16 protein-coding genes and 4 pseudogenes are annotated in these 20,015 nt (G+C 60.8%); 4 read left to right on the top strand and 16 right to left on the bottom strand.

Features of this window, described 5'->3' with window-relative positions; genetic code table 11:
* Positions 1-213: 213 nt before the first annotated feature.
* On the top strand, positions 214-2,013 hold the full coding sequence (locus R8871_RS35690) for a methyl-accepting chemotaxis protein (protein WP_175054605.1): 1,800 nt from the start codon (positions 214-216) through the stop codon (positions 2,011-2,013).
* A gap of 114 nt (positions 2,014-2,127) precedes the next feature.
* On the opposite strand, the gene R8871_RS35685 is transcribed toward R8871_RS35690, so the two are convergent.
* From R8871_RS35685 to R8871_RS35670, 4 genes are all read right to left on the bottom strand, one after another.
* Entirely contained in the window at positions 2,128-2,364 is a 237-nt protein-coding gene (locus R8871_RS35685) for a hypothetical protein (protein WP_175054604.1), read from the bottom strand.
* 460 nt (positions 2,365-2,824) lie between these two features.
* Complete coding sequence (locus R8871_RS35680; RefSeq protein ID WP_175054603.1) at positions 2,825-4,006, bottom strand: CaiB/BaiF CoA transferase family protein; 1,182 nt, start codon at positions 4,004-4,006, stop codon at positions 2,825-2,827.
* Positions 4,007-4,014: 8 nt separating this feature from the next.
* Positions 4,015-5,568, bottom strand: coding sequence for a class I adenylate-forming enzyme family protein (locus tag R8871_RS35675; RefSeq protein WP_175054602.1), 1,554 nt, complete (start codon positions 5,566-5,568; stop codon positions 4,015-4,017).
* 4 nt (positions 5,569-5,572) lie between these two features.
* Positions 5,573-6,370 carry an enoyl-CoA hydratase/isomerase family protein gene (locus tag R8871_RS35670; RefSeq protein ID WP_175054601.1) on the bottom strand — a complete coding sequence of 266 codons (798 nt, stop codon included), beginning with the start codon at positions 6,368-6,370 and terminating at the stop codon, positions 5,573-5,575.
* A 256-nt stretch (positions 6,371-6,626) separates the two neighbouring features.
* Between R8871_RS35670 and R8871_RS38600 the strand changes: the two are divergent.
* Together R8871_RS38600 and R8871_RS35665 are read left to right on the top strand one after the other, a co-directional pair.
* A pseudogene (locus R8871_RS38600) lies at positions 6,627-7,012 on the top strand (DUF1178 family protein).
* Between the two features lie 54 nt (positions 7,013-7,066).
* A pseudogene (locus tag R8871_RS35665) lies at positions 7,067-7,617 on the top strand (acyl-CoA dehydrogenase family protein); the annotation flags it as partial.
* Positions 7,618-7,852: 235 nt separating this feature from the next.
* Here the strand turns inward: R8871_RS35665 and R8871_RS35660 are convergent.
* Positions 7,853-8,662 carry a DODA-type extradiol aromatic ring-opening family dioxygenase gene (locus R8871_RS35660; protein WP_175054600.1) on the bottom strand — a complete coding sequence of 270 codons (810 nt, stop codon included), beginning with the start codon at positions 8,660-8,662 and terminating at the stop codon, positions 7,853-7,855.
* Positions 8,663-8,690: 28 nt separating this feature from the next.
* A complete protein-coding gene (locus tag R8871_RS35655; RefSeq protein WP_175054599.1) occupies positions 8,691-9,116 on the bottom strand; it encodes a DoxX family protein in 426 nt (141 codons plus the stop codon).
* Between the two features lie 145 nt (positions 9,117-9,261).
* Here R8871_RS35655 and R8871_RS35650 point away from each other — a divergent pair, with 145 nt between their 5' ends.
* Positions 9,262-10,176: a LysR family transcriptional regulator gene (locus tag R8871_RS35650; protein WP_175054598.1), complete on the top strand. Its 915-nt coding sequence runs from the start codon at positions 9,262-9,264 to the stop codon at positions 10,174-10,176.
* 332 nt (positions 10,177-10,508) lie between these two features.
* Here R8871_RS35650 and R8871_RS38595 read toward each other — a convergent pair.
* The 10 genes and pseudogenes from R8871_RS38595 to R8871_RS35595 form a co-directional block, all read right to left on the bottom strand.
* Positions 10,509-11,087 (bottom strand): annotated as a pseudogene (locus R8871_RS38595) (hypothetical protein); the annotation flags it as partial.
* Positions 11,088-11,499: 412 nt separating this feature from the next.
* A complete protein-coding gene (locus R8871_RS35635) occupies positions 11,500-12,648 on the bottom strand; it encodes an IS110 family RNA-guided transposase (protein WP_175054597.1) in 1,149 nt (382 codons plus the stop codon).
* 74 nt (positions 12,649-12,722) lie between these two features.
* Positions 12,723-13,265 (bottom strand): annotated as a pseudogene (locus R8871_RS35630) (helix-turn-helix domain-containing protein); the annotation flags it as partial.
* A gap of 215 nt (positions 13,266-13,480) precedes the next feature.
* Positions 13,481-13,867 carry a hypothetical protein gene (locus R8871_RS35625; protein WP_175054620.1) on the bottom strand — a complete coding sequence of 129 codons (387 nt, stop codon included), beginning with the start codon at positions 13,865-13,867 and terminating at the stop codon, positions 13,481-13,483.
* A 731-nt stretch (positions 13,868-14,598) separates the two neighbouring features.
* Positions 14,599-14,913 (bottom strand): TrbM/KikA/MpfK family conjugal transfer protein, encoded by a 315-nt coding sequence (locus tag R8871_RS35620; RefSeq protein WP_171928305.1) that lies wholly within the window; start codon positions 14,911-14,913, stop codon positions 14,599-14,601.
* Between the two features lie 11 nt (positions 14,914-14,924).
* A complete protein-coding gene (locus tag R8871_RS35615; RefSeq protein ID WP_175054596.1) occupies positions 14,925-15,371 on the bottom strand; it encodes a hypothetical protein in 447 nt (148 codons plus the stop codon).
* Entirely contained in the window at positions 15,371-16,084 is a 714-nt protein-coding gene (gene stbB / locus R8871_RS35610) for a StbB family protein (RefSeq protein WP_175054595.1), read from the bottom strand. The genes R8871_RS35615 and stbB overlap by 1 nt, the downstream gene beginning before the upstream one ends.
* A gap of 76 nt (positions 16,085-16,160) precedes the next feature.
* Positions 16,161-17,837, bottom strand: coding sequence for an LPD7 domain-containing protein (locus tag R8871_RS35605; RefSeq protein ID WP_175054594.1), 1,677 nt, complete (start codon positions 17,835-17,837; stop codon positions 16,161-16,163).
* The gene (locus R8871_RS35600) at positions 17,834-19,606 is read right to left on the bottom strand and encodes a type IV secretory system conjugative DNA transfer family protein (protein WP_175054593.1); all 1,773 of its coding nucleotides are present in this window, start codon (positions 19,604-19,606) and stop codon (positions 17,834-17,836) included. The genes R8871_RS35605 and R8871_RS35600 overlap by 4 nt, the downstream gene beginning before the upstream one ends.
* Positions 19,607-19,608: 2 nt before the next feature.
* Entirely contained in the window at positions 19,609-19,965 is a 357-nt protein-coding gene (locus R8871_RS35595; protein WP_175054592.1) for a hypothetical protein, read from the bottom strand.
* Positions 19,966-20,015: the final 50 nt, after the last annotated feature.

The following is a 20,015-nucleotide window of genomic DNA, read 5'->3' as shown; positions in this document are numbered from 1 at the left end:
TGTATCCGCTGGTGAAGCCGCCCGGCGCGAATGTCATTCGTATCCCGTTGCTTTGCTCAGGACGCTGCCCCGCCAGGAGGAAGCCCTGCTTTATCGATCCCTCGATTTGCGGATGGTAGACGTTCATAAAATTTTCAAATAACTCGCGAGTTTGCCGCTTACCCTGACAAATTCGTCCACTGGACGTTTACCCGCCCTTACAGGATCGTTGCCATGTTCTCGTCCATCCGCGCTCGTATCCTTGCTGCGAGTGTCGCCATTGTCGTATTTGCGCTCGTTGCCTCCACCCTCATCAACTATTTCATCGCACGGTCCTACAACGACGACGCGATCGACCGGCATCTGAGCTCCGTCGCGAGCGGCCACGTGGTCGGGATCGCCGACTGGGTCGTGACGAAGAGCCGGATGATCGTGTCGCTGCAGGACGCCGCGCTGGCTCCCGATCCGCTCCCGGTGTTCAGGCAGGTGGCCGCGGCGGGTGGTTTCACGAATGTCTACGCGGGCTACGCGGACAAGGTGTTCAGGTTCTCAGATCCGACCGGCATCCCGCCCGACTACGACCCGACCGGCCGCCCGTGGTACAAGCAGGCCGCGCAAGCCGGCAAGCCGGTTGTCGAGCCGCCTTACGTGGACGGGGCCACCGGCCGCCTCATCGTCACGTTCGCCGTACCGATCGTGCGTGACGGCGCGCTGAAGGGCGTCGTGGCAGGAGACGTCGCGATCGACAGCGTGATCGCCAATGTGAAGTCGATCCATCCGACGCCTGCCAGCTTCGGCATGCTGATCGACAGCAGCGGCCACATCGTCGCGCATCCTGACCCGAAGCTCACGCTGAAACCGGTCACCGACGTGTTGCCCGATCTCGGCGGCGTAAGCGGTGCGGCGCTGGCGAGCGCAAGCGGGCCCGTGGAGATGAGCGTCGGCGGCAAGACGAAGCTGGTGCGGGCGCAGCCGGTGCCGGGCACTGACTGGTATGCGCTCGTCGCACTCGACAAGGCGGACGCGACGGCTGGGATGCGCTCGCTGCTGACCGCGTCGCTGATCACGCTGGTCGTGATTGTCAGCGTCGCGTCGCTGGTCGTCGGCGCAATCACCGCGACCGCGTTCCGCCGACTGTCGCAGGTGCGCCAGGCAATGGCAGCGATCGGCTCCGGCGCCGGCGACCTGACGCAGCGCCTGCCGGCCGACGGCCACGACGAGGTCGCGGACATCGCGCGTTCGTTCAACAGATTCGTCGACAAGCTGAACGACGTAATGCGGCAGATCCGCGACGCGAGCGAATCGGTGCGCACGGCCGCAAACGAGATCGCGGCGGGCAATCAGGATCTGTCGTCGCGTACCGAATCGGCGGCCGCGAGCCTTGAGGAAACGGCTGCGTCGATGGCAGAGATTACCGCCACGGTCGGCCAGTCAGCGGCGGCGGCCGGCAAGGCCGACGAACGCGCGGCAGCGGCATCGCGGATCGCGTCGCGCGGGGGCACGGTCGTATCGGCCGTCGTCGCGACGATGGGCACGATCGAGGAGGCGTCAGGGCGGATCGGCGACATCATCGGGGTGATCGACGGGATCGCGTTCCAGACCAACATCCTGGCGCTGAACGCGGCCGTGGAAGCCGCGCGTGCGGGTGAGCAGGGCCGTGGCTTCGCGGTCGTCGCGCAGGAAGTCCGCAGCCTCGCGCAGCGCAGCGCGCAGGCCGCGCGCGAGGTGAAGGTGCTGGTCGAGTCGACAGTGGCGAGCGTGTCCGCAGGCTCGGAGCAGGTGCGCGAGGCCGGCGAGACGATGCGTGAGATCGTGTCCAACGTTACGAACGTGACGACGATCATCTCGGAGATCACGCAAGCGGCGAACGAGCAGACGCGCGGCATCCAGGAAGTGAACCGCGCGGTCACGCAGCTCGACGAGATGGTGCAGCAGAACGCAGCGCTCGTCGAGCAATCGACCGCCGCCGCGACGACGCTCCAGACGCAGGCGAACGCGCTCGCGTCGACGGTCGGACTGTTCAGGGTCGTCTGACGCCGCCCAGTCGGGCAGCAGGCGCCGCTTTCGCGTTCGGAAGCCTAAGGAGGAATTCGGCTCGCGTATCAGCGCGAGCCGGTTGTACGGCGTCTTGAGGGTGATCCCGGGCGCTTACACAGCGCGCGGCATGTTACCGTCGAAGGGACGAAACACTGCGGCGAGGAAGCAATGATGCGCAGGATGCAGCATCGCGTCGGGCGGCAACGATATTATGTTCTCGGGCGTAGGGTTGAGCGGCAGTGCCTGTTTCGGCAGGTTGGCGTGGACTCCGTCGTCCGCGAGCAGGTACGCGCGCTCGAGCGTGTTGTGTAGCGCGATGGACTGAACGCCGCCGCGCCGGCGCTTCATCTCTTAAGCGCGGTTGCCTACCCAGACGGAGACACTGCGTTAAACCCAACAGCCATGGGAATATGACGGCGAACGCGCCAAGCCAACCCACAAGGGACACTCACTCTTGCGGGAAGCGATCACACAGATGTTTTCGGCATACCTCGATCGCCACCCGTTCCGATCTGTTCAGATCGACCCCGTCAGGATGCCTTCGCCGGCTGCTCACGTTTTTTTCATGCCCGTACGCAACGACCGCGAAGGTTCAGGAACGACGCCTTGCAGCCTCCGCTCAAGAGCAGATCGGCAATGCCAGTGATCGGAAAATCGTGAGATGGATTTCGGGGCGCATTGAGCCGGAGACTGCGGCTCTGTTCGCGACGGTCCTTTTGAATACGGTTGCGGACCGGCTCGTTAGGCCGTCTGCCATCTGACCGGTGAACTCCGCACCCTGCGGGTCCGGACATTTCTGGACGAAAATTCAGATGACCCGTTGCGAGCGGAACACGTCGATCTCTTCCGCGGCGTAACCGAGCGAGCGAAGGATCGCATCCGTGTGCTCGCCCAGCATGGCCGGCTTCTCACGGATCCCGCCCGGGGTCTCCGAAAGGAACACAGGTGCGCGCGCGAGAGGAACAGTACGGGGAGGGGTGCCGTAGTCGATCCACTCGAAGAGACCAGTTGCCTCGGCTTGCGGATGCCTGACCAGCTCACCAGGCCGGAGAACCGGACCTGCGGGGATTCTCGCCGCTGCGAGCTCGGTCAACGCATCGGAGCTCGTTCGGCTCTGGCACCACAGCTGCATGCGATCGCTGATGATGCCGCCATTCAGGGCGCGCGAATCGTCCGATCTGCAGCGTTCGTCGTCCAGCCAGCCGGGTTCTTCCATCAGCGCAGCCCAGCGTTCGAACAGCGGTTTGCCGACCACCTGACAGATGATCCAGCCGTCTTTCGTCGCAAATATATCCGCCGGCGCGGCGGCGAAGCTGCGATTGCCGACGCCAACCCGGTCTCGTCCTGTCAGCTCTGCTTCCATTGCGAATGCGCTACCTAGCATTGCGGCTGTCGCGAAGAGCGAACTGTCAACCACCTGGCCACGCCCCGTCGTTTCGCGCGCAATTAGCGCCATTGCCGTGCCGTACGCGCAGTGAAGCGCTGTGCCGAAGTCGCACCAGAGAATCTGGGTGCGACTCGGCTGTCCTTCGTGGCCGCTCAGATAAACGCCGCCCGACATCGCCTGCCCGATCGAATCGAACGCAAGATGACCGGCCATTGGCCCGCTTTGACCGAATCCCGTCGCCAACGTAAGGATCGTTCTGGGATTGGCGGCAGAGATTGAGGCGAAGTCGAGCCCCATCGCCTTCAGTGTTGAGGGAGGGAGATTCGCCACGACTACGTCGGCCGTCGCGACAAGCCGCTTGACGACTTCGCGGCCTTCGTCCTTCATTGGATCGAGCGTCATGGACTTCTTGTTCCGGCTCATTTGCAGGAACAGGGCTCCCTCGCCAGTCTCCAGTGCAGGCAGCAGGAACCGGTCCTCGCTGCCGCCGATCTTCTCGATACGGATGACCTCTGCTCCGAATTCCGCCAGCAGTGTGGCACAGTAGGGGCCGGCAACATAGCGTCCGAAATCAAGCACGCGAATATTGTTGAGTACGCTCATGGTGGCTATCAGATAGCGCCGGTAGCGGACTGCCAGTAGCGCGCCTTGACCTCTTTCTTGAGGATCTTGCCGTACGCGTTTTTCGGAAGGTGGTCAACGAAATCGACGGCCTTTGGCTTCTTGTAGGAGGCGAGCCGGCTACGGCAAAACTCGATTACATCGTCGGGCGATATGGCCGCGTTTTCCCGTAGAACAACCACTGCCTGTACGGCTTCCCCCCATACACCGTCCGGAACACCAACGACGCATGCTTCGGCGATGGCTTCATGCTGCAGGAGTACTTCCTCCACTTCGCGCGGGTAGATGTTCGAACCTCCTGAAATGATCATGTCCTTCACGCGATCGGTGATGAAGATATAACCCCTGTCGTCTCGGTAGCCGACGTCCCCGGTGTGCAGCCACCCGTTCTTTAGGACTTCGTCCGTCGCTTCCTTGCGCCGCCAGTAACCCGGAAACACGATGTCTCCGCGAACAGTGATTTCGCCGGCAACGTTCGGTGCGACTTCTTTTCCGTGTTCGTCCACGATACGGACCCGGACCCCCAGGCTCTCGCGGCCGACGGATCCGAGTTTCCCGAGTCCGTCGGGCGAGTTCAGGTCGTACTCGGATTTGTGCATCCCACACACGCCGCTCGGAGCCTCGCTCTGTCCATACCCCTGTCCGATGATCGGTCCGAACACCTCGATCGCGCGACGCAGCACCTCTGCATACAGTGGCCCACCACCGCAGAGAATATTTTTAAGGGTTTTAACGTTGTAGCTTTCGAGATCGGGGCAGTTCAGTAGCATCTGCACCATGGTTGGCGCCATAAAGCTCGACGTGGCCCCGAAACGCTCCACCGCCTCAAGAACCTTGGGCGGGTCGAACTTCTCCAGGCCGGGGAAGATCTGTGCGGCGCCCCTGGCCAGATGTGAGAGACCCACGCTGGTGGTTGCATGGGCCATCGGTGCGAAATGGATGATCCTGTCCGTTTCATCAACGTCGCTCAGGATACTCAGCAGCCTGCCCGTCACCATGTTGACTAGGTTCCGGTGCGTTTCCATGCATCCCTTGGGCTTCCCCGTCGTCCCGGACGTATAGAACAGCCAAGCCACCTCGTCGGGGTCGATCAGCAGGTCTGGCCGAGCATCGCCAACGCCTTCCATCAGGTTACCGTAGTACTCGAAGCCGGCGACGGGATCCATGCAGATCCAGTGCTGCACACAGGTATGCCGGGCACGAAGCGTCTTGACTGTTACAGCGAACTCAGGCGAAAAGACGAAGAATGCTGGCGTCGAATCTTCGATCATGAAGCTCAATTCGTCGACGTGAAGCTTGGGATTGAACGGTGTAGCTGCCATCCCGGCATTCAGTGCTGCAAGGAACATCTCGAAATGCTCGAAGCGGTTCACGGACAGTATGGCCACACGGTCACGTTGCTGACCACCCTGAAGCAGGCTAGTCGCAATCCTGTTGGCGCGTCGTGCGGCTTCCGCGTAGGGGATCGACGTTTCCGGTGTGACCCACAGGGGCCTCTCTGGGAATTGCATCGCGGAACGGTGGAGCAGATGGGCGAGATCCATTGCTTCAGCTCTCCGTGGACGGGAAAACCGGGGTACGCTTTTCAAGAAATGCGCTAAGCCCCTCCCTGGCATCGGGCTCCATGAAATTGAGGCCTTCGTAGGCGACCGAAAGGTCAAAGATCGGCGCCGCCTGTCGCACCCAGTGATTCAGGCATCGTTTGGTCCAGCGGAGCGCGCGCTGGGGCTTTCTTCCCAGCGCATCTGCGATCTGCAGTGCGGATTCAAGGACTTCGTCGGCTGGCTTGCACATTGACACGAGGCCAATCCGTTCCGCTTCCTGTCCGGTGAGAACGTCCGCCGTCAGCAGGTACAGCTTTGACTTTGGCAACCCGCAGTAAAGAGGCCAGAGCATCGTGGCATGATCGCCGGACGCGACCCCGATGTTCATGTGCGCATCACAGAGTTTCGCCGTCTCGGAGACAATCGAGATGTCCGCGCTCAGGGCGACGGCGAGACCCGCACCTGCGGCGGAGCCATTGATGGCTGACACCACAGGCTTATCCAGATGGATCATGTTGTAAACGATCCGCAAGGCCTCTTCACCCGTCTCGATATGGCGTTCGATCCTGCCGAGCTTGTCGATGCCTTCAGCGAGGTCGCCACCGACAGAGAACGCAGCTCCTGCCCCGGTGATAACGGGCACGCGTACGTCAGGGTCGCTCTTGAGGGTCTGCCAGACTTCCGCCAGTTCATGGTGAAGCACGCTGTTCGCAGCGTTGCGCGGAGGCCGGTCAATCGTGATCAGCAGCACGCCGTTAGGTTTCTGTTCAAACCGGAGGTGACGATAGTCAGAGTAGTCCATTTGAATGTGTCCCTCGGCGCGCCCTCGGCGTGCCGGATAGTTTGTCCAAGGAACATTCTCGAAAATTCATATCTGCATTGCCATCAATGATTCGCGAAGCAAACATTGGGAGAAACGAAGATTGGTGCGTGCTCCTCTGTCAGGGGTTGCCGCAGTGAGCACTCGAGCCTGTGTCCAAAGACAATAGTTATTTTGGCGAACGATCGTTCACAAATTTTGGTTTTGCGCTACACTTGTATGCAAGCCCTGATTCCACATGAAGGGCGTCGATCTACAGGGGCTGCACGATTATCGGTAGAAGACGGGTTTGCTTCCGCCGACGACTTCGAATTGCAGTTGTGCCGCAAGCTGGTCCTGCCGGTCCGATTTGCGGTGCGACGAGTGCATCGAAGAAGAAGGCGTCTGCTGACCTTTGGCGAACTGCATGCGCACGTAATCCGCGCACTGCACGCGAGTGCTGAAGGAGACCGGGAACGTGTGCGACCGCTTTGCCGAGGAAGCGCAGCGCATTGATGCAACGGAGCGCCTGCTCGTTGCATCTGTGGCGTCACGACGCCGGAAGATGCGCGAGCCCTCACCGAAAAAGGCATTGGTGTGATGCCGCTGCCTGTGCCCGCCGCACTGAAAGAGCCGCTGCAATAGCCATCGCTTGCAGTGCTCCTGGCGGCGCAAGGCCGCGGCCAGGAGACACTGCGCATGGACCTGAATTATTCCCCCGCGGACGACGCATTCCGCGAGGACTTCGCGAGCTGGCACAAGCTGCTCGGCCAGCGCGGCTGGTCGGCGCCTGCATGGCCCGCGGAATATGGTGGCCCGAACTGGAACGCGACGCAGCGTCATATCTGGGACGAGGAGTGCGCCCAGCTCGGCGCGCCGACGGTGCTGCCGTTTGGTGTATCGATGGTCGCGCCCGTGCTGATGAAGTACGGCAGCGAAGCGCAAAAGCGCCACTACTTGCCGCGCATTCTCGACGGCACCGACTGGTGGTGCCAGGGGTATTCGGAGCCGGGCTCGGGCTCAGATCTGGCATCGCTTCGCACGCGCGCCGAGCGGGTCGGCGATCACTACGTCGTCAACGGTCAGAGACCTGGACGACGCTCGGCCAGCACGCCGACATGATGTTCTGCCTCGCGCGCACGGACAGCGGTGCGAAAAAGCAGGAGGGCATTTCCGTCCTGCTGATCGACATGAAGACGCCTGGCATCACTGTGCGCCCCATCATCACGCTCGACGAAGATCATGAAGTGACCTTGATGCTCCATTAACGGGTTGATACGTCGTGAATCTCCTGCGGCGCAAAGAACGCATAGCCCAATCGAATATTTGTTGGGAGAAGTGGCGATGCCTCTCCCATTGATATGCCAGAAGTCATCAGCATTTTGCGATGCTGAAACGCAGCGTGGGCGTCGATACGCGGTTGTTGATATGCGAGGCTTCGGCGGCACAGTTGACGTGGTCCAACTGACCGCGCTGTGTGGGCCATTATTCGTTCGCTGCTGAGCCGAATCGAAAGCTTGATGCCGTCACCCCACCGAAAATATTGTCCTCGTGATAGATGCAGTGGCCTGCTTCCGTCGTAGCGGCACCGACTGCCACCATCAGGGGCAGCAGGTGATCTCCCCTAGGATGAGCGAGGCGCGCGGCAGGGGCTTTCCCCCAATCTATAAGGCGCGCGAGCCTGTCAGCGGGGGATGACCTAATGAGTGTGTCCTGCAGCCAACCGTCGAACGCCTGAGAAGGCGCGCGCGCGGGCGGACCGAAGCACCGAAGGTTGTGGTAGCTCAGTCCGCTGCCAATGATCAGCACTCCTTTGTCTCGCAATGACGACAGGGCGGATCCCAACTCAAGGTGTTGCGCTGGGTCGAGCCGGGCTTGCAGCGAAAGCTGGATCACTGGTACGTCGGCGTCCGGGTACATGACGGCAAGCGGCGCGAACGTGCCGTGATCAAATCCGCGCTCGACGTCCAGCCGCGCCGGCAGGCCGGCCGCCCCGATCAGGGCGCGGACGCGGCTGGCGAGTGCGGGTGCACCTGGGGCCGGGTAGATCACGCTATAGGTGTGAGCGGGAAAGCCATAGTAGTCGTAGACCATTGTCGGCTGTGGGCTCGCCATCACGCTGAAGACTTCGTCTTCCCAGTGACCTGAGATCATGAGCACGGCTTTGGGCGTCACGCCGATCTGACGAGGGATGTCCCTGAGCGACATTTCAAGTGCGCGCATGGCATGGCGCAGATCGTCCATGTATGGCCAGGGACCTCCGCCGTGCGAGATGAAATAGGTAGGAAATTTCATGTGTTGAATCTCCGGAGTCACGCAGATTTCAGGTGCGCGCCGCTATCGGTGCCCGTTTGCTGCGACCCCATAACACGAACGCACTAAGCGGCAGCAGCACGAAGTTCAGCGGCAGCACGGAGGCTTCGCCCCGCGATAGGTGAAAGCCAATGGCGAGCACCTGCAGGGCCACGCATCCTAAGGCAGCCAGTACCGAGAGTCCGGGACGGATGCGTGTGAGCGACGGTAGCAGGATGCCAAGTCCACCAGCCAGATCGACGAGCGCGATGAAGCGCACGAAGGTCTCCGGCAGTGTGCCTGTCCACGGCATCATGTGGCTTAGCTGCGGGATCGGCGTCAAGAGCTTGGTCAGTCCCGCGCCGCAGAACGCTACGGCAAGCAATACCTGTGCGACCCAGAGGGCGATGCGCAGCAGTTTGCCGGTGACGAGAGGTGGGTTCGTTGTCGCGTTCATTTAAGTTTTCCTTGATGAGAGTGATCGGTGGTGGCCACGAAGCGCTGGCTGCGTTTGCCCCAGAGGGCACTAAAGGAGATTATTCTTTCCACTTAAGGAAATCGATGGCTTTAAAGTCATCGAATCATTTCTCAAAAAGGAAACCATGAGTGAGCTTGATCTGACCGGTATTCGCGTCTTCCGCGAAATTGTGGAATGTGGAAGCTTTACCGCGGCTGCTGAACGTCTGGGCATGGCCGCGCCGATGGTCAGCAAACATGTTGCTCGGCTCGAGCGGCAGCTTGGCGCCCGTTTGCTGAACCGGACCAGCCGCAGGATGAGTCTGACCGAAGCGGGTAGCTTGTTCCACGACCAGTGTCGGCAGGTGCTCGACACGTTGGACGCAGCTGTTGCATCGGTTGGCCAGACCACCGGTGTACCGCGGGGTGAACTGAAGGTTAGTGCTCCGGTCTGGTGCGCCACTTCGCACTTTGCCCAATTGCTCGCGGATTATCGGCATGACTTCCCGGAAGTGCGCCTTGACATGCACCTGAGCAACCAACTGGTCGATCTGGTTTCGGAAGGCTTTGACGTCGCGCTGCGTCTGACGGGAGAGCCTTCACCCAACCTGATCGCACGCCGTTTGTGCAGCGTGCCGTTCCGGCTGGTTGCCACGCCAAGTTGTTTGGCCCGCGCGCAGGGTGAGAACAGTAAAAGCGGGCATCGGCCGATCGAAATGATCTTGCCCAACTATCTGCAACTGGAGCGTCTGAAGTTGCCTGGGACTAAAGAAGGAGACTCGATAGAAATGCTAGCCGTGATGAAATCCAGCGACACGACGCTGACCTATCACGCGGTGCTGGCTGATATGGGGGCGGCCTTTCTGCCAGGCTGGTTAGTAGACGAGGATATTGCCAAAGGGCGCCTCGCCCTCGCGCAAAGGGGCGATAAAGAGCTTGCGGGTTCCCTCTTTGCCGTCTACTCCAGTCGTCGACACCTTCCGCCGAAGCTGCGCAGCTTCATTGACTTCCTGAGTGCCCGGCTTGACCCTCAGGTCGCAACTGCACCAGTCGTAATTTGAACTCGCCGTTGAGAACCCTCAATGTCAGGAACTGACTTCGGGAAGGTGATAAGCGTCGAGTCGGACGGCGCGCCTTTTTGCACCGCGGCAGTTTTTTCTGTTGTGGGTGGTGTTCTGTCGCCGTTTTTGTCCAATCTGATGCTCGTGATCTTGACCGGGAGCAGTGAACGCGCCGGACAGGGGGTGATGACGGGCCTGAGGGCAGCCTTCCTCACTGGCAGGCAAGCTGCAGCTGGAGGCCAACGACATGAAGAGCGCCGTCGCGCAGCCACGCTCGGGGTCTGTCTGATTTCAAGCGCCTGCGGGCGGAACACGGTCATTCGTCTCCTGTTTTACCTAGCACTAGCTGCCAGACGAGCACGTCGGGCCTCAATCGCTCGTGCCACTCGCGATGATGTCTTTCTATCCAGCGATGCCGAAATGAACGCGCCGGCATCAGCGAGAGCCGATAGATCAATACCCGTCTGGATGCCAAGCTCTTGACACAGGTAGACTACGTCCTCTGTTGCGACATTGCCGGTTGCGCCTGGAGAATAAGGGCACCCACCGATGCCTGACACCGAGCTGTCGAATGTCGCAACACCTGACTGGAGCGCCGCGTATACGTTTGCAATGGCCATTCCCCATGTCGCATACGCATTGGCCCCGGGTACCGTGCTGATGCCGCGCAGCCGCAGTTCCTTCACGAGACGGTCCTGCAACGTCAGGTGGGCGCGCTCGACACGGCCCTTGGCCGGACTGCTGTTTGCACAGATTGTGTCGATGTTCAGCTCGTACATCGCGCGGCCGAACTGCGTCACGCTGTTGCCGGTCCTGCTCGCAGCCGTATTCCGGAACACGCTCGCCTTGTCGCTGTAGAACGCGCCGGGCTTGCCGTAGCGCTCGATGTACGCACGGGTCGCCTCAAAGTAGCTTCTATGGGGAATTGGAAGTCAAGCCCCTCGGGATGACCGTTTCAGATTCCTTTTTCGATCCGCAAGAGTTGTCCACCGCCTGGTGGCGGGTCTTTTCACGTTGACCATAACGCCGGCAGGCGGTGGACAACTCTTGCGTTGGGTCTCAATAAATTGTCGTCAACTTTCTTCCCCTCCGTCTGGCTCTTTAACTGGTTTTGAGGTCAGAGCACTCTATATCGGGGCATATGCCCGATCTAACTTCTATCCGTGCCGGCACCAGCGCCGGTCACCCTATACCGCATGCGTTACCGCAGGCAGCGCTCCGTTCAGACGCGCCCCATCTGAAGGCCGATTACCGTTTGGGTAATCCCGCTACTTCGCGGGCGCGTAAACCTTAAAACTCTTGCCACTTAGCGATGCAGAAGCTTCATGCTCCGACCACGGCCCGGGTAGTCTTCAAGGTTGCTCCGAGTGGAATCTCTCCATGTTCCACGTATCGCCAGAATGCGATCGCGAGACGGCGAGCTAGCGCGACAATGCCGATACGTCGGGCACGCTTTCCAGCATCAGCAAATCGCTTACGGAACCATTGGCTTAGCTGGCTTGCGGGCTGGAAGCGTAGCCAGCTCCACGCGAGTTCGACCATGAGCCAGCGGCCGCGTCTATTGCCTGCCTTGCTGATGCCTTGCTCGGTTTCGCTGGTCCCACTGCTGTATGGCGTGGGTGCGAGACCTAGGCTGGCAGCAAGCTCTCGACGGTTGCGAAACTTGCGCCAGCCAAACAGTTCCTTGAGCAGAGTCCATGCACTTCCGGTACCGACACCGGTCAGGCGCGATAACGCTGCAACTGAGGGTTGCGCGCCGCTGCGGACCTGACGCTCCTGATCTGCTTCGAGCGTCTTGACCTGTTCAATCACTAGCTTAAGTCGCTCACATTCACGCTCGATCTCGGCACGTAGGGAAGGGAGCAACTGCAAGGCGTGCTCAGCCCACCAACGCGCCCAGTTGCGACCACCTACGCGATCTACGCGCAGGTTGTGCAGCACCAGGAGAGATCGTATCCGGTTGATATGAGCGGTACGCTCGTGCCGCAGCCGCTCGAGTTCACGATGCAAACGTCGCTCATCTTCCTGCTCTGGGCTGGGGACTCGCGCGACCGCCCAGACACGATGTTCACCCGCGTAGTAGCGCATCAGCATGGAAAGCAGTTTGTCGGCGTCAAGTCGGTCGGTCTTGGCGCGTCGCGCGCGCCGGTTCACCTCGATGCTTGCGGAATCAACCACAAGATTGGCAATGCCTTGTGCGGTGAGCCAACGGTGCAACCAGAAACCGTCACGGCCCGCCTCGTAGCAACTCAGCACCAATGCGTCCGAATGCAGATGACAGCGAGATCTGGCCTTGGTGATGGCGCTCAGGACGGAAGCGGTGTCGCCGGCCGGCACCGCGCAACGGCTGGGCGCGCGTACGCCATCACCGAGTGATAGCTTCCAGTTCTTCTCGCCAAGTTCAAAGGCGACAAACAGCCTGCAGGTGACCGCAGTTTCACGTCCTTGCAGGGCTCTCTCGGTTGTGTCCATTTGCGTGCTCCTTTCGAGAAACGGTCCAGATCAACCGTTTTACTCCTAGGGGCTTACGCTGGCTGTTCTTCATAGTATCTGAAGGTCGACTCGCTCGCCGTGAAATGCAGCGCCATCAGCCGGCTCGTCGCATCGTCGACATACACCAGCAGCGTGCATTGTGGCGCCCGGTCCTCGAACCACGGATGCTCGCTGCCGTCGATCTGGATCAGCTCGCCCAGGCACGACCGCCGCGCCCGCGGCTGGTAGACCTTCGGTGGCCGCTGCCGGCGCGGCACCCATAGGCCCGCGTCCGTCATCAGCCTGCGGACCGTTTCCTTCGCCAGACGTATGCCGTGGCATTCGTACAGCTTCTCGCAGGCCAGCGTCGGGCCAAAATCGGTGTAGCGCTCGCGGATAATCGCCAGGGCACGCTGGGCCGTGTCGTCGTCCAGCCGCCGGTTCCCTGGTCGGCCGCGTTTGCGCGACACCAGGCCCGCTGCGCCTGATTCACGGTATCGGATTACCAGCCGCTCGATCTGCCGCACGCTCAGGCCCAGCCGTTCGGCAGCACGTCCAGGTTTCAGAAGGTGATCCACAACAGCCTGGATCACCTTCAGTCGGTCGAGTTCGCGCATGTTCAATGTCACCAGTGCAGCTGGGTGCATGGCCGGCTCCGAAGTCCCACGAGGAACCGGCAAGCATACCGAGGTCCAAACACGACATTTCTAAATGGCTAGAACACGACATTTCTATAAAGCTACTACATGTTGTCCTGTTGCTAATTTCTTTTATGTAAAATTAAGGATTCCTATCTATATCTCGCGCGACAATTAACTCATCAGAGACTCTGCTACGGCGACCCCGGAATCGGAGAATCGCTCTTCCCCTTCAAGAAATTCAGCAACTGGCGCTCAGCGTCCTGTACCTCGTGAAGCCGCGCTTTCGCGAGCTGGGCGTCATGCAGGCACAGCAGCGCTTCAAAGTCACTGATGACGTCAGGCTCGAGCCGCCATTCGCCAGTTTTGTGAGCGTGAGCCAACGTGTTCTCGACGGCATATTCCGCGATTTTGAACTGCTCGGCCGGCAGATTCCCATAGCCGGCCCGCTGCAGGTACCAACCGAGGTACACCGCACGCATGAGCTCATTGATCAAATGGGTATTGCCGTGGCCGTCGCGGCATGCAGCCAGCGCCAGATGGCACGCTAGTGAACGTTCAATGGCAGAAGACCGGTCCATCGGCAACAGATGCGCCTTTGTCAGGGATCGATGACCTTGACCGCGGCTCGACTTGTGCTGCCTGGATGACATTTTTGAAGTTATGGCTTTAGGGGACGCGGGAAATTATAACGAATTCCTGTCACGGATCCTGTCTCGGCCCGCTGCACAGGCCACGCGATGATGGACGTCTGCAGTTGCGTCGGGTTGCGCGAACGAGGCGCGGGTTGCGCAACCTGGGCCGTCGACGCGTCGAAGCGGGCCGCGAGTTCGTTTGCCTGATAGGTCTCTTCCCTGGCTCCATAAGCCGGAGCAGGCTCCCGGAAGTGAGTTTCATCGAAATTTCCTCAACATCACCCCGCAGTTTACCGCGCGTATCTTATTCGCCGTTTCCCCCAACGCCCCACAGCGCTGCACGATGCATCATTGCATCTTCGGGTATAGCGAAGCTGCCAAACTGGCCGCCGCCGCATGAGAGAGCACCCACCGCGACTTGCCACTAACCATGGGGTTCGCGATCGTCCCCCTGGATGAGCGTATTCATACGGAGCGCGTCGTGTCCAGCCCTTTGATCGATCTTTCACTGACGAGGATTTCGTTGCCGGCATGACCTGCGATTCCTGCAGGGTTGGTTGTATTCGGCGAATAATGTCCGTACATCGTGCGCTGCAAATAAGCCGTCGCCGACGGTGCCAACGACGGTGAAATCCCAGCATCCACGAGGGCAGACGTGCCGGGCTAAGAGACGCACTTCAGGGGCCGTTCTCGACACCGCCGTATTTCGAATTTACGGAACTCTTCTGGTCACTCCCGACGGATTTGCATTGATTCAAAAAATCCCCTCGGGCGCTCGACGTGCCACTCAGATCGAAATGCCCGTGGTGATAGCGCACAATCGAAAAATAGTCACGCTCATACTGATTGCATTGGCCGCCGCCATTGCCACCGTCCATGAGCCCTGCCAGGCACAGCACCACACCGCAGGCCGAGGTGTTGTCGTCGTCGGCCGTCGCCATCGTCGGGATGGCCGCCGCGCTGCAGATCAATACAGCGATCAATAGTTTCATGAGATCTCCAGTCAGATGGACAGCAGTCGCAGCGCCGCAAGGGCTCCGACCGTGAGCACCGCTGAGCCAAGCATGGCGCACGCGGTCCATACGGCCAGTTCGATTCGGCCGATGCCGCGGCCGCGCTCTTCGCGCAAGACGTCGCGTAGCAGATCGCGGCTTCGGCCGTTGGCTTCGTCGTACTGCCTGAGCGAGATCTCGCCAAGCAGTTGATCCCGGGCTTCCGAAAACCGTCCCGCTTCGGCCAGCACATCGGTGCTCGATGCTGCGAACTGGTTGAGGAACTGCTCGTAGCGAGACGTGAAGCGCAGCAGCGTAAGTTCACCGTCGTCCTTGAACTGCTTGCCCGTGGTATCGAGCAGCTCGGACAGGCCCTTCACGTCCCGTCGCAGCAGCGACAGCTCACCCAGTACTGCGCCGATCAGTTCCTCGCGGATCGAATCGTCCGATGCGCCCATCAATGCACCACGAGTTTGAAGACTGCGTCCAATTCGGTGGTTACCCGTGTGGCCAGACGTTTGATTGCAACCAGTTGGCGAATCTGTGCGAGATGTTCCTCGGGCTCCCCGCTCTCCATTGCTTCGGCGTTCATCGCGACATAGTCGGTCGGATCGTTGCGAATATCGATGATGGAGCGATCGAAAGCCTTGATCTTTTCGTAGATAGGGTTCTCATACATCACCGCATCACGATTCAAGACGAAATTGCGGTTTTCCGCGTAGTAGTCGAAAATTTTCGAGAAAATCTTTGACACGTCGTCTTTCGGGGTGACCGTGTTAAACACGACGCGAATGCGGTTTGCCGGCACACCGATTTCTCCGGTGAGTGCGCGCAATGTCGAAATTGTGTCGACCTGTTGTTTAAGCGCAGGAACGGTCGGTACCACGAAGGCATCGAAGTCTTCGTGAGAACCTTGATAGTCACGCATCAGCGAAACAAAGTCTTCGACATTCGATGCCCCGATATCGACCACGGCATGTCGCAAGGTCATGAGTTTGTCCTGCAGTTCCCCAAACTCCTTCCCACGCATCGCCGATCCTTTTTCGCTGTCGTCTGAGTTGATCGACTCGACAGGAATCACCTGGGCACCTTCCAGCCGTGGCGCGAGAAGATGATGTGCAACGGTACTCTTGCCAACATTGCCTGAGAAGTTGATTACAGCGATCTTCATGATGATTTGCTCCTGTTGTTCGAATTGACGATGACGGTCGCGAAGTGATCGCGGCCGCACGTTGTTCTGCGCCGCTTTATGGTTCCATTTCGAGCGTCGGCCCGTCGTGTTCGGCGGTCTGCGACTGCGGGTCCTGTCCGCGCTCCGGCGTCGCCTGTCGGGTGGTCTGCTGTGCTGCGGGAGTTTGGCCCCGTTGCTCCCGCTCGATCTGCTCGCGCACGGCCGCGATCGTTGCTTCGCTTACCTGTGGCATGGGCACGTCCAGTGGCCGGTTAGTTTCGCGCGCCTCGGCCACGGCGCTTTCGAACTCCCCCATTAGCTTCTCCTGCTGCTGCTCCGGCAGACCCTTGATCTCGTCACGCAGCACCTCGCGCGCGGCCTGCGCCTTGATGCGCTCGCGTGCCTCATCGAGCGTCTTCTGCTGTTCCTTCGAGAATTTCCAGTCTCCGCTCAGGAACCGCTCACGCGCCTCATTGATCTGTCGGCGCTCATCAGCTTCGCGCCGCGCGCTGGTCAGCGCTTCGCGCTGCTCGCGCGTGGGCAGACCCGGCACATCGGGCGAGAACACCAGCCATTCGTTACGCCGGCTCTCGACTGACTTTGGCGCGAGTTCGGTACCCTTCTCGTCGAACTGGCGCTGCTGCGCTGTTACCGTCTTGCTGCCGCCCTTTTCCAGCTCGATCCGCTGACCGGGCTGCACACCGCTTTCGCCGATCGCGCGCTCGATGTCCAGTCCCCAGACGGTGCGCTCGCCATCCTCTGTCCGCACCGTCGCGTAGTAGCTGGCGTTCTGCTTTTCATCGTGGTTGAACGGGGCGGGACCGTGCGCCACCAGCACCCCCGCCGTGACACCGGCCGGCGTTGGCGTGCCCTGAACGGGACTCGCCGGCGCAGCCGCAGATGGTTGCGCGGCGGTCGTCGGGTTGCCTCCGGGCGCGGCGTTTTCACGCCCTGTTGTGGCCGTTTTCGCCGACCCCGGCGCTGCGGGTTGCTTTTGCCCCGCTGCATCTGTTGCCTCCATCTCATTCGTGCGCGCCTTGTCCGTATCATTGGATTTGTCACCGGCCCCGATGCGCATCGCCTCGCGCGCAGCGGTCAGTGCCGCCCGATCCTGCGCACCAGGCTTGAAGCCACGCGACGGTACACCGGCGAGTTCGGCCGCGATCCAAGCCTGCCGACGAAACTCTTCGCTGCCCTTAAGCTGCAGTTCACCCCAGTTCTTTGCCTTCGCGACTTCGACCATGTGCGCGATCACGTCGCGGTCCTCGCTGGCCGTCGACAGAGAGCGGCCCTTGTCCTCGAAGTGCACCGTCTCGCTTTTGCGATCGAGAAACTTGCCCTCATGCGCCACGTACCGGTTAGTGACCGACTTCGGCACTTCATAACCGGTCTTCTCGAAAACCGGCTTCGGGCGGATGGTGTTCTCCGGCTGCTCGCCCTTCTTCCCGAGCGGTTTGCCGGTGCCGGCGGCCGGCTTCACCGCCTCGTCGGTGGCTGTGCTGGTCGCTGCGTCGGTCGATGAGTCGCGCTTGAGCAGCTTCTCGACCTTCTCCCGATCGGCCGCGCGGATCTTCTTCAGGCGCTCTTCGGTTGCGTCATCGACCGACGTTTCTGGAGCGCCGGGCACAGCGCCCGCGTCCGGCTCGTTCGCCGGCGGCGTGACGCGCGCGCGAATGGTCGACGCATCGTCGGCGTTTGCCGCGTCGCGTTCGCGGTAGTCGATCCCGTCAGCGGGAAATTCGATCTCGTTCATACGGTCACTCCTTGCGGTTCAGGTTGTGATTGAGGTGCTGCGGTTTGCGCCGACACGGCGGCCGCCGCGTCCGGCAGGACTTCTCGCAGATAAGGCATCAACTGGAACAGCGATGCGCGGATGCTGTTACGGTTGGCCAGGTGGACAGGCGCGAGCACTCCGATTTCGTGCTCCCGGACGTCACGCCCCTGACCGGCCGACTGTCTGGCGGCGTCTGCGGCCGCCGCTGCCTGCTGCGCACGTCGGGCCGCGTTCTGTGCCTGCCACCACTGCTCGACGTCGATCTTTGGCACGGGCGCGCATAGCTCGCGCGCGACGAACGCAGCATGTTTCATCTGCGTTTCGTCCGGAAACTTCGAATCGAAACCGAACCATGCGCGACGACGGTTGCTCTTCTCCAGCTTCGCCATCACACCCTGCAGGTAGGGGCTTTGCCGCACGAGCCGGTCGACGAGTTCGGCGTCTTCATAAAAAAACGCCTTCTCGCACAGGATCGGCTCGCACCCCTCCATCGTGATGATCTGTTTGTTGTGCTTCAGCGCACGCAGCTCCTGCGGCATCATCAGTGCCCTGCCGTGCTCCGACTCATTGGTGCTGATCGACGAACTGCGGCCGCGACTGCGGCTGCGCGAGCGCGCCATCAGCGTGAAGGTCCCCAGCATCTTCGAATACTCTTCCGACTCCTTGACCGTGCGCGGCGCATACAGGCTGCGCATCTTGCAATTGATGGCGAGCGTTTCAGTGCCGTGCTTGCCGTACAGCTTCGGATCCTCGAGCTGGGACATGCCCTGAAAGATCAGCATCAGCCGGAGGTTGTAGCCCGCGATGAACGGGTTGGCCGTATCGATGATGTCGATCTTGCCGGGCGCTGCAAACTCGTCCAGAATCAACGCGCACTGGTATTTGAGCGCAGGATTCTCGGCAGGCAGCTCGCGCGTGTTCAGGTCGATCAGCTGCGAGAAAAAGAGATTGACCAGCAGCGCACCGGCCTTCAGGTCGCCCGGCTTGATGCCCACATAGATCGACATGCGCTTTTTGCGCACATCGGCCAGATCGAAGTCCGAGCGGCTGGTTGCCGCGTCGACCACCGGATTGCTGAAGACGTTCAGCGGCGCAGTCATCGTCGATACGATGTTCGCGAAGGCTTCCTTCGACTGCGACAGGAAGCGGTTCAGCGCGTCGAGACATTCGAAGGTGAGCGCTGGCAGCACGCCGGTCGCGTTCACGCGCGTGCTGACGATCGACGAGATGTGTTCACGGATCGCCCTGCCCTTGCCGGAGGCCTGCCGCAGCACCTCGCCGAACGTGCACGGCAGCGAGGGCGTTTCCAGCAGATACAGCACGATCCCGATGAACAGGTTGCGGGCGTTGTCGTTCCAGTACTTCAGGCGCGCGTCGACGTTGGATGGATACAGGTGTTCGCCGATCGTCATCACGTCGCCCACGCGCGCATATGCGGGTCGGCCTGCAATGTATTCGAGCGGGTTGTACGCGTGCGAGCGTCCGTCTTCCGAGAACGGCGCCCACAGATAGGTTTCATGGCCGCATGCCCGCCGATAGCCGGACGTATAGTGGTAGTTCTCTTCCTTGATGTCCTCGACCACGACGGAATCGGGATAGGTGAGAAGATTCGGGATCACGAGCGACGTGCCCTTGCCGGAGCGGGTGCCGGCGGCCGTCATCAGGAAATCCTGGCCGTAATACTTCAGGTATTCACCCTTGTACTTGCCAACAATGAACGGCGGATACAGATGTTGTGAAGTGGTCATGGCTATTTCCTCTCCAGCAGGCCAGCCTTGACGATGTCGTTACGGCTTGCGAAGCGTGCCTCGCCAAACTGCGCGAGGCGCTTGCGGCCCGACACGAGCGCCATCGTGATCACGGCCACCGGCAGGCCGGTGATGACCACTGACAGCAGCGTGCACACCTTGAGCGCGCGCACCACCGCAGGCACGTCACCGTAGGCATGCCAGTAGTCGTACAGCGTGAACACGCCCGCGCTGCCCTCCGGCAGCTTCTGCATCTTCGCGAAGAGCTGGCCACCGGCGAACTGCCCGAGGAACGCGAAGCCGCACAGGATCAGCAGGAAGACCACGACGGGGATCAGAATTCGAAGCGGTTTTGGCATGGTCGGTCCTCAGTGCGCGGCCGCGTCGATAGCGGCCTGGAATTTCAGAT

The sequence above is a fragment of the Paraburkholderia sediminicola genome (assembly GCF_902859805.1).
GTDB lineage: Bacteria > Pseudomonadota > Gammaproteobacteria > Burkholderiales > Burkholderiaceae > Paraburkholderia > Paraburkholderia sediminicola.
The sequence above is the reverse complement of the archived record's forward strand: the minus strand, read 5'-3'. Positions and strand labels throughout refer to the sequence as shown.

Excerpts from the sequence above, each read along its gene's own strand:
- R8871_RS35690 (WP_175054605.1), top strand. The coding sequence starts at position 214 with ATGTTCTCGTCCATCCGCGCTCGTATCCTTGCTGCGAGTGTCGCCATT.
- R8871_RS35685 (WP_175054604.1), bottom strand. The coding sequence starts at position 2,364 with ATGAAGCGCCGGCGCGGCGGCGTTCAGTCCATCGCGCTACACAACACG.
- R8871_RS35680 (WP_175054603.1), bottom strand. The coding sequence starts at position 4,006 with ATGAGCGTACTCAACAATATTCGCGTGCTTGATTTCGGACGCTATGTT.
- R8871_RS35675 (WP_175054602.1), bottom strand. The coding sequence starts at position 5,568 with ATGGATCTCGCCCATCTGCTCCACCGTTCCGCGATGCAATTCCCAGAG.
- R8871_RS35670 (WP_175054601.1), bottom strand. The coding sequence starts at position 6,370 with ATGGACTACTCTGACTATCGTCACCTCCGGTTTGAACAGAAACCTAAC.
- R8871_RS35660 (WP_175054600.1), bottom strand. The coding sequence starts at position 8,662 with ATGAAATTTCCTACCTATTTCATCTCGCACGGCGGAGGTCCCTGGCCA.
- R8871_RS35655 (WP_175054599.1), bottom strand. The coding sequence starts at position 9,116 with ATGAACGCGACAACGAACCCACCTCTCGTCACCGGCAAACTGCTGCGC.
- R8871_RS35650 (WP_175054598.1), top strand. The coding sequence starts at position 9,262 with ATGAGTGAGCTTGATCTGACCGGTATTCGCGTCTTCCGCGAAATTGTG.
- R8871_RS35635 (WP_175054597.1), bottom strand. The coding sequence starts at position 12,648 with ATGGACACAACCGAGAGAGCCCTGCAAGGACGTGAAACTGCGGTCACC.
- R8871_RS35625 (WP_175054620.1), bottom strand. The coding sequence starts at position 13,867 with ATGGACCGGTCTTCTGCCATTGAACGTTCACTAGCGTGCCATCTGGCG.
- R8871_RS35620 (WP_171928305.1), bottom strand. The coding sequence starts at position 14,913 with ATGAAACTATTGATCGCTGTATTGATCTGCAGCGCGGCGGCCATCCCG.
- R8871_RS35615 (WP_175054596.1), bottom strand. The coding sequence starts at position 15,371 with ATGGGCGCATCGGACGATTCGATCCGCGAGGAACTGATCGGCGCAGTA.
- stbB (WP_175054595.1), bottom strand. The coding sequence starts at position 16,084 with ATGAAGATCGCTGTAATCAACTTCTCAGGCAATGTTGGCAAGAGTACC.
- R8871_RS35605 (WP_175054594.1), bottom strand. The coding sequence starts at position 17,837 with ATGAACGAGATCGAATTTCCCGCTGACGGGATCGACTACCGCGAACGC.
- R8871_RS35600 (WP_175054593.1), bottom strand. The coding sequence starts at position 19,606 with ATGACCACTTCACAACATCTGTATCCGCCGTTCATTGTTGGCAAGTAC.
- R8871_RS35595 (WP_175054592.1), bottom strand. The coding sequence starts at position 19,965 with ATGCCAAAACCGCTTCGAATTCTGATCCCCGTCGTGGTCTTCCTGCTG.